We start from the raw sequence: 6,717 nt of genomic DNA, 5'->3' as shown, positions 1-6,717 counted from the left end.
CACCCGCTGGAACATGGCCCACAACTCATCCGGCACCAGCCGCTCAATGATCCCCACCATGAACGACAGCCTACCCAAACGACCAAATGAGATGATGTCTTAGTGGTACTCATGTCCGCCGTAACGTGCACCATCGCTTCAGGGACACGGGAGCAAGGCAACCGGGTGACATCCGGCCCCGAGACCATTCTGACCTGTGGGCTTCCGTTTCAAGATCCACGTCATCACCAAGGCTGCACGCCTGTCTTCCAAGGCCCTGGCAGCCTGCCTGACTGGGCCTGGCCGGGGCGCTGCGCCTCTGGGGCGATGCCTCCATGTCCTGCGATCGCAACGCCGGACCGGCCCTCCAGCTGTATGACGGCGGCATACGCTACCCCGGGACCCCCGCCGCCGGGCACCGGGAGCTCTCCTCACCCCGGCCACCGAGACGCAGGCGCCGCCACCCGCACGCGATCTGGACTGGGTCACCAACCGCACCCGGGGCGACAAGGAAGGAGCGGCATGAGCGATGGGCAGTACCTGCCGTCGCCGGTAGACTGAACCTCAACCAGTCGAATCACAGAGGCAATCTCTCCCCGCGGCGACGAGCTCCGCGAATTGCCCCTGGAAAAGGCAGCACGGTGTGTGACCGCTGGCAGCCCCAGTTGCTCGCCAGCGGGCAAGCTGCGTCCGGGCAGCGGAGTGCCCACCTTTCCGTGAGCGTGTCAGCGACTGAGGGCAGACGCGCGCCAGTCCTGGTTGTCGCCGCCACCGCAGTCCCACAGCTGTATCAGGGTTCCTGGTCCGGTCCCTCCGTTGAAGGCGTCCAGGCAGAGAGCTCCTTGTTGAATGCTGCCATCCTTGGCGATTGTCCAGCGCTGGTCTTGGCCGCCGTTGCACTCCTCGGCGACGACGAGAGAACCGCGAGACCCGCCGGTGGGTGTCCCGGCGCACAGGCCTGTCGCGGTCCGCAGCTCGTGGGCGCTGCCATGGGTGAACAGTTGGGTGGCTTGACTGTCGCAGCCGGCAAGGTGCAATCGTGTATTGGAAGCATCTATGCAGAGCGCCGACGCATTACCTACGTAAGCGACCTTCTGGGGGCTGCCGGAAGCTTCAGGCGCAGCACTGTGCTGTATGGCCGTCTTGGTAGGCGTGGGGACGGAAGCGGAGGGTGATTCGCTGGCCCTTGTGGTTGGGAGGTCGGCTGCTGTACTTGGCCCCACGCTTCGGATGAGTTCTGGGGTGGGGGACTGCACAGGTGAGGGCACGACACTCGAAGGCATTCCGACATCGGGGCGCTGCTCGTCGTCGCTGAAGACCAGCATGGCGCCCGTCAGGGCTGCGACGCTCACGCCGGCAACTATTGCCGTGCGAATTCGGCGGTCAAGTGCCGATGGGTGGCCGGATCCCCTTCGTCCGGCCACCTGTTCCGTTCGGTCCGCGAAGCCACTGTGATCGTGGCCTGTCTGGGCGGTGCGCTCCAACCCGTCCTGCTCGTCCGAGAAAGCGGCTATCCAGGATTCGTTGAGGAGGGTCGGTGCGGTGGGATGGAAGACGTTGGGCAGGGGTGCTCCTGCTACTGGGCCGGCAGCGGGAGAGATGCGCCGTACTTCGCTGGCCGTGTCTCCACCGTTACCGGCATCGCTGTTGGCAGGCGGATTTCGCGGACTGCTCTCTGCGGTCATTGCTCCCGATTTCCTTGTGCATGCTGGGGCGACCACGCTGTCGGCGAGGGGTGACATGCCAGTGCCCAGATGATTTTCTCGCAACCCGGAGTGTGTGTGCCCGACTTGGGCTGGTCAAGGAAGGAAGGCGAGCCCGCTTGTTCCGTGTGCCAGTTGTCTGGCGCCCTCAGGAAGCCCGGGAACCAGGATTCCTCGTCGACTCATCCGTTGTAGGAGCGGTGCTGCGCGTCCTCGGGGAGGCCGTCATGGAGAAGGACTCTACCGGCGGCCGGTTAACGAGCTGACCTCCGTCGTCCTCGCCGGTCGCGGATGGTACTTGTCCGGCAGGTGGCGCAACATACCGTGAGCTATGACCGCCGTACCCTGAGCTGGACGTGATTTACGGCCGCTGATCTGTCTGCCGAGCTTCGGACTCCTGATTGGGACACCGGGAGCAAGCAACCCGGGGGTAGGTGCCGACGTCGGAGGTTCACCTCTCTAGGCAATCCATCCGCTGGTCAGCTTCTGCACGGTCGAGCCGTCGACATCGGTGAGCTTCATGGCGGTGAACGCGCGCGCGGCATCCGAGGTCTGTACGCGGAAGGCGGGCTGCTCGGCCTCCAGCAGCTCGACGATTGGTGCCGCCGCTTCCTGCGGCGTCTGCGCGGCGGTGATGGCGTCGCGGGTGCGGGCCAGATAGGCGGCCAGCGCGGGCGCATACCGGCCAGCCTGCTCCACCATGGAGTCGCGGACGCCCACGTTGCTGACGAACTCGCTGGCCACTGCGCCCGGCTCGACGACGCTGACGGCCACGCCGACTGTCGCCGCGACCGGCGCGAGTGACTCCATGAAGCCCTCGACCGCGAACTTGGCCGCGCAGTACGCCTCGTTGAACGGCTGGGCGACCACGCCGCCGACGCTGGTCACGGTCACCACACGGCCCTTGCTCGCCCGCAGCATGGGAATGGCTGCCTTGGTGACGTGCAGGACGCCGAAGAAGTTGACCTCCATGACGGCGCGCACATCCTCGACGCTCTCCTGCTCGAGCGTGCCAAGGTGGCCGGCGCCGGCGTTGTTGACCAATGCGTCGAGACGGTCGAGGCCGGCCAGGCAGGCTGTGACAGATGCCGGGTCGGTCACATCCAGCGCGCGGACGTCGACGTTCACCCCGGCCGCCTCCGCCGCCGCCAGTAGCGCGCCCGCCTTGGTGGTGTCGCGCATGGTGGCGACGACGTGCCAGCCGCTTTGTGCGGCGGCGACGGCGGTGGCGAGGCCGATGCCGGAGGAGGTGCCGGTGATCAGGACGGTCTTGGTGTTCATCTTTCGACCTTTACTTGCGAACCATAACTAATATGCTTTATAACTATGCGGCGGTATAGTTCACGTTGTCAAGCACATCGGTAGACTGAAGTCATGCCCACGCCATCCGATGAGACGACCATGGAGGTCGTCGGCCTCTTCGCGGCCCTCAACCGCCGCTACGCACTGGAGGCCGAAGCCGCCGCCGCCGCCCACGAGCTGACCCCGCTCCAGGCCAAGGCGCTGCTCGCCAGCGAGGACCCGGTCCCGATGCGCCGCATTGCGGACCACCTGCATGCGGAGCCCTCCAACGTCACCGCGATCATCGACCGCCTGGAACGCCGCGCCCTGGTCGAAAGGCATCCCGACCCGAGCGACCGCCGCGTCAAGCTCGTCGCCGCCACCGCGGCCGGCCGCGCCGTCGCCGCCGACCTCCGCGCCCGCATGCCCTTCGCCAGCGCCCCGCTGGGCCGACTCAACACGGAGCAGGGCGAATCCTTGCGCGAGCTGCTGCAATTGGTGCTGGAGACTTGACGGCGCCCCGGTGACGCCGCGATCGCACCGCTCACGGCCCCCTCAGCAGCGAACATCACGCCTGTGGGAATGGACCCCGCCGACGGTGCAGACCAGTCCTGCCGAAATGCCCTGTCCCCACGCCCCGATGCCCGCATCGAGCCGCGTGGCGGTTTCGCCGGATCGCCCCGCATACAGCTCGACGTTAGCCATCAAGGCATGACCAGCGCCTTCATCAGGGGCATCCCGGACGTGACCAGGACGGCAGTGCGCAGATCTCCGATGAGCCCGTGACCCGCGATCGGTGGATCTCGACGCATGCCGGCCCTTTCAGGAGCTCATCCGCTCCTCACGCTACGCCCGGACAGCGCGGTGGGCACGCGGCCACGGCCCCACGGACAACCCGCGCCAGCTCACCGTGAGTCCAGTCCCAGTTCTCGGGAGCCCTAGAGCGCCAACGGACGGTGGCCGAGGCAAACCATCGGGATAGCGCGCATGCCAACACAGCACACAGCCGAGCACGCCAGCGCCGAGTACTCGGACGACTTCCCCCTGCCCCGCTCCCAGTCGCAGGGCGGCCTCGACGTACTGAAGGTGCACGAACCCGCGGCTGGCGGATTCGGGGCCCAGATCGTCCTGAACGACACGTCGAAGCCGCTCTTCTTCGATATCAGCGGCCCGATCGGCACCGCGGTGGCGAGCCTGGAGAAACTGCCCCACGTACTGAGCGCGCGGAACCCGCTGTCCGTGCCGGGCGCCACGCCGCCCACCGGGACCCAGAACGTCAGCCCGCTCTCCACCGACGACAGGACGGCCTACCCCCCACCTGGACGGGGTCGAGACGGTCGTCCAGCCCCTGCGATCGGCCGACGTGACGGTGGAGTACGGTGGCCCGCTCGGCGCGCCCGGACGGGCGCAGGTTGCATCCCACGCCCGCCCCTCGGCCTGACCACTGTGCGGGCCCGTACTTGGCTCGACCGTCAGTTTGAGAGCGGCGCCAGCATCATGTAGCAGCCGCGGCACATCGTCCAGGGCTATCAGAGGCGGGCGGGCCTTCTGTGCCAGGCGGGATGCGCTGCGGGCGGGGCGACGCTGATGTGAAGCGGGCGTCGTGAGACACAGGGGGCGGTTCCCCGCAACTGGGGCGACGATGGGGTAGTAGGCAAGTACAGCGCAGGCCGCTTTCGCGGGCGGCTCGCTTGACTGCCGCTCCAGCCGTGCGTGCCCGATGGGACCCCGACATCGCCGTGCTCACCCCGTGGCAGTACGGTATGCCGCCCGCCCGAGCGCAGGAGGGACCGAATGCATGACGCAGGTGGGTTCAGCCGCGGACGCCGAAGTCGACGCGGTCGGTGAGACCTGCGGCGGCAAAGGCGGCGACAAGCTCGTCGCGGCCCTCGGTGAAGTGGGCCCAGCTGTCGAAGTGGACGGGCACGATGCGGCGGGCGCCGCAGGATGCGGGCGGCCTCGGCGGCCTGAGCGCTGTCGAGTGTGAGCAGCGCGCGGTTAGGTTGTGCCACAAGTGCCATCGGTCCGTGACCTGCACTGCGTCGGGCAGGGCACGGCGAATGGCCTCGGCGTAGGTCGCGGAGCCGTCCCGGCACACGACCTCGACACCCGGATGCTCGCGCAGCCACGCTTCCAGCGTGTCGGCGGTGCGGTCGGGCAGCACGTCAATCCGCTCATGCGTTTCCGCGTCGATCACCACGGTGGCGTATCGGTGCCGCCGGCGCAGGGCGAAATCGTCGACACCGATCACGCGGGGCACCCGCCCGGTGGGCAACGGAATGCGCAGCAGGGTGCGCAGGGCCGTGTGACGCGACAGGCCCATCGCGAGTATCGCCAGCAGACGCGATCCCGCACGGCCCGCTAACTCCTTGACGACGGCCTTAACCTGCCTGGTCAGGCGGGTTGTGCGTCGCTGGTATCGCCCGAGCACCCCGGCCAGCTGCTCGCGAAAAGTGTGGCGGCAGCCGCGGGTAGGACACACCAGACGCCGTACCCGGACACGGACCACGACCCGCCGACCGTCGATCGGCAGGTCGGCCACCGTCCGCCAGTGATAGCCGTGCACCCGCCCCGACAACACCCCGCACACCGGGCAGACCGCGGTCGTTCCTGGAGTCCGTGCCCTCACGACCACGCGCTCACCCTCGTCGACCACATCCTCGATGACCAGCGGGGATATCCCCGAAAACACCGTCGCTACTAGCTCGTTGAGACTCTCCACGCTGACATCAACGACCTACGCCACTCAGCGTCACCACCGAATGTGAGACAGGGCCGTTCGTTTGACAGACCCGTATACCGCTGTCTTCGGTCCGATCCCGGCATCAAACCAGAGCGAAGCACCCCATAACAGCCTCGAAGAGGAAGAACGCCACGTAGCCCTTGTCGACCTCGGGCCGGTCCGTGGCGAGCGCGACGATACGCATGGCCGCGGCGCCCAGCCAGATCGCGGCGATCATCCTGAAGCCCAGAGGTTCGAAGCTGACCAGCGCCACGACGGCCGGCGGAATGAAGACCGCCCCGACCGCGGTGCGGAACTCCGCCCTGCCGCGGTTCCCCAGCAGCTGGAAATGCATCGCCTTGGCCGTCTTCGTGGGCTGCGCGATCGCGGCGAGCGAGGACAGGAGTAGGACGACGGCCGCAGTGGCGTTGAGAGCGGTCGTGACGGATTCCATGGAGTCTCCGGCGGTTTGTGATGGGTTGGTGTGTCACCACGGGCGGTGATCCGATGCCACGCCCACACTAGGGAATCCGGCTCTTCGCAACCTGAGTAGCTGCTACTCAGCTCTGTTTTCGTATGGCTACGGCGAATAGACATGTAGCCCCGTGTGACTGCTGTGATGCTGCGGGCGATGCCCAGCGCCGCCGTGGCGGGGAGTCAATCCCCATGAGGTGGGCGCCGACCTGGGCAAGGCCCTTTCGAGGTGATGTTGCGCGGCGACGAGTACGACCGCTCCGCACGGATTTGGACGCTGCTGAGGATGCTTTCCAGCGCGGGTCTCCGGGCCGTCTCGGGAAACGCTTGGAGTGACGCCCGGTTACTGACTTCGGCTCGTCGGGGTGAATCTTTGCGAAGCCCCTGATGGGTGTGGGTGGGGGGCTGTATCCGTGTGGTGTGAGATATGCGGATGGGGGCGGGCTGAGTGGACGGTAAGACGTCATCTCATTTGGTCGTTTGGGTAGGCTGTCGTTCATGGTGGGGATCATTGAGCGGCTGGTGCCGGATGAGTTGTGGGCCATGTTCCAGCGGGTG

The 6,717-nt window shown here is 67.0% G+C and carries 4 protein-coding genes and 1 pseudogene; 1 reads left to right on the top strand and 4 read right to left on the bottom strand.

Annotated elements, in window-relative coordinates:
- Window positions 1–704: 704 nt before the first annotated feature.
- Window positions 705–1,262 carry a ricin-type beta-trefoil lectin domain protein gene (locus tag ACWFQ8_RS33170; RefSeq protein WP_453789988.1) on the bottom strand — a complete coding sequence of 186 codons (558 nt, stop codon included), beginning with the start codon at window positions 1,260–1,262 and terminating at the stop codon, window positions 705–707.
- Window positions 1,263–2,141: 879 nt separating this feature from the next.
- Window positions 2,142–2,963: an SDR family NAD(P)-dependent oxidoreductase gene (locus tag ACWFQ8_RS33165; RefSeq protein ID WP_453789987.1), complete on the bottom strand. Its 822-nt coding sequence runs from the start codon at window positions 2,961–2,963 to the stop codon at window positions 2,142–2,144.
- 93 nt (window positions 2,964–3,056) lie between these two features.
- Between ACWFQ8_RS33165 and ACWFQ8_RS33160 the strand changes: the two genes are divergently transcribed.
- On the top strand, window positions 3,057–3,476 hold the full coding sequence (locus tag ACWFQ8_RS33160; protein WP_453789986.1) for a MarR family winged helix-turn-helix transcriptional regulator: 420 nt from the start codon (window positions 3,057–3,059) through the stop codon (window positions 3,474–3,476).
- Between the two features lie 1,423 nt (window positions 3,477–4,899).
- Here the strand turns inward: ACWFQ8_RS33160 and ACWFQ8_RS33155 are convergent.
- Together ACWFQ8_RS33155 and ACWFQ8_RS33150 are read right to left on the bottom strand one after the other, a co-directional pair.
- Window positions 4,900–5,685: pseudogene (locus ACWFQ8_RS33155) on the bottom strand (ISL3 family transposase); the annotation flags it as partial.
- A gap of 103 nt (window positions 5,686–5,788) precedes the next feature.
- Window positions 5,789–6,139, bottom strand: a complete 351-nt coding sequence (locus ACWFQ8_RS33150) for a hypothetical protein (RefSeq protein WP_453789985.1) — start codon at window positions 6,137–6,139, stop codon at window positions 5,789–5,791.
- Window positions 6,140–6,717: the final 578 nt, after the last annotated feature.

It is taken from the genome of Streptomyces sp. NPDC055254 (assembly GCF_053606025.1).
The sequence above is the reverse complement of the archived record's forward strand: the minus strand, read 5'-3'. Positions and strand labels throughout refer to the sequence as shown.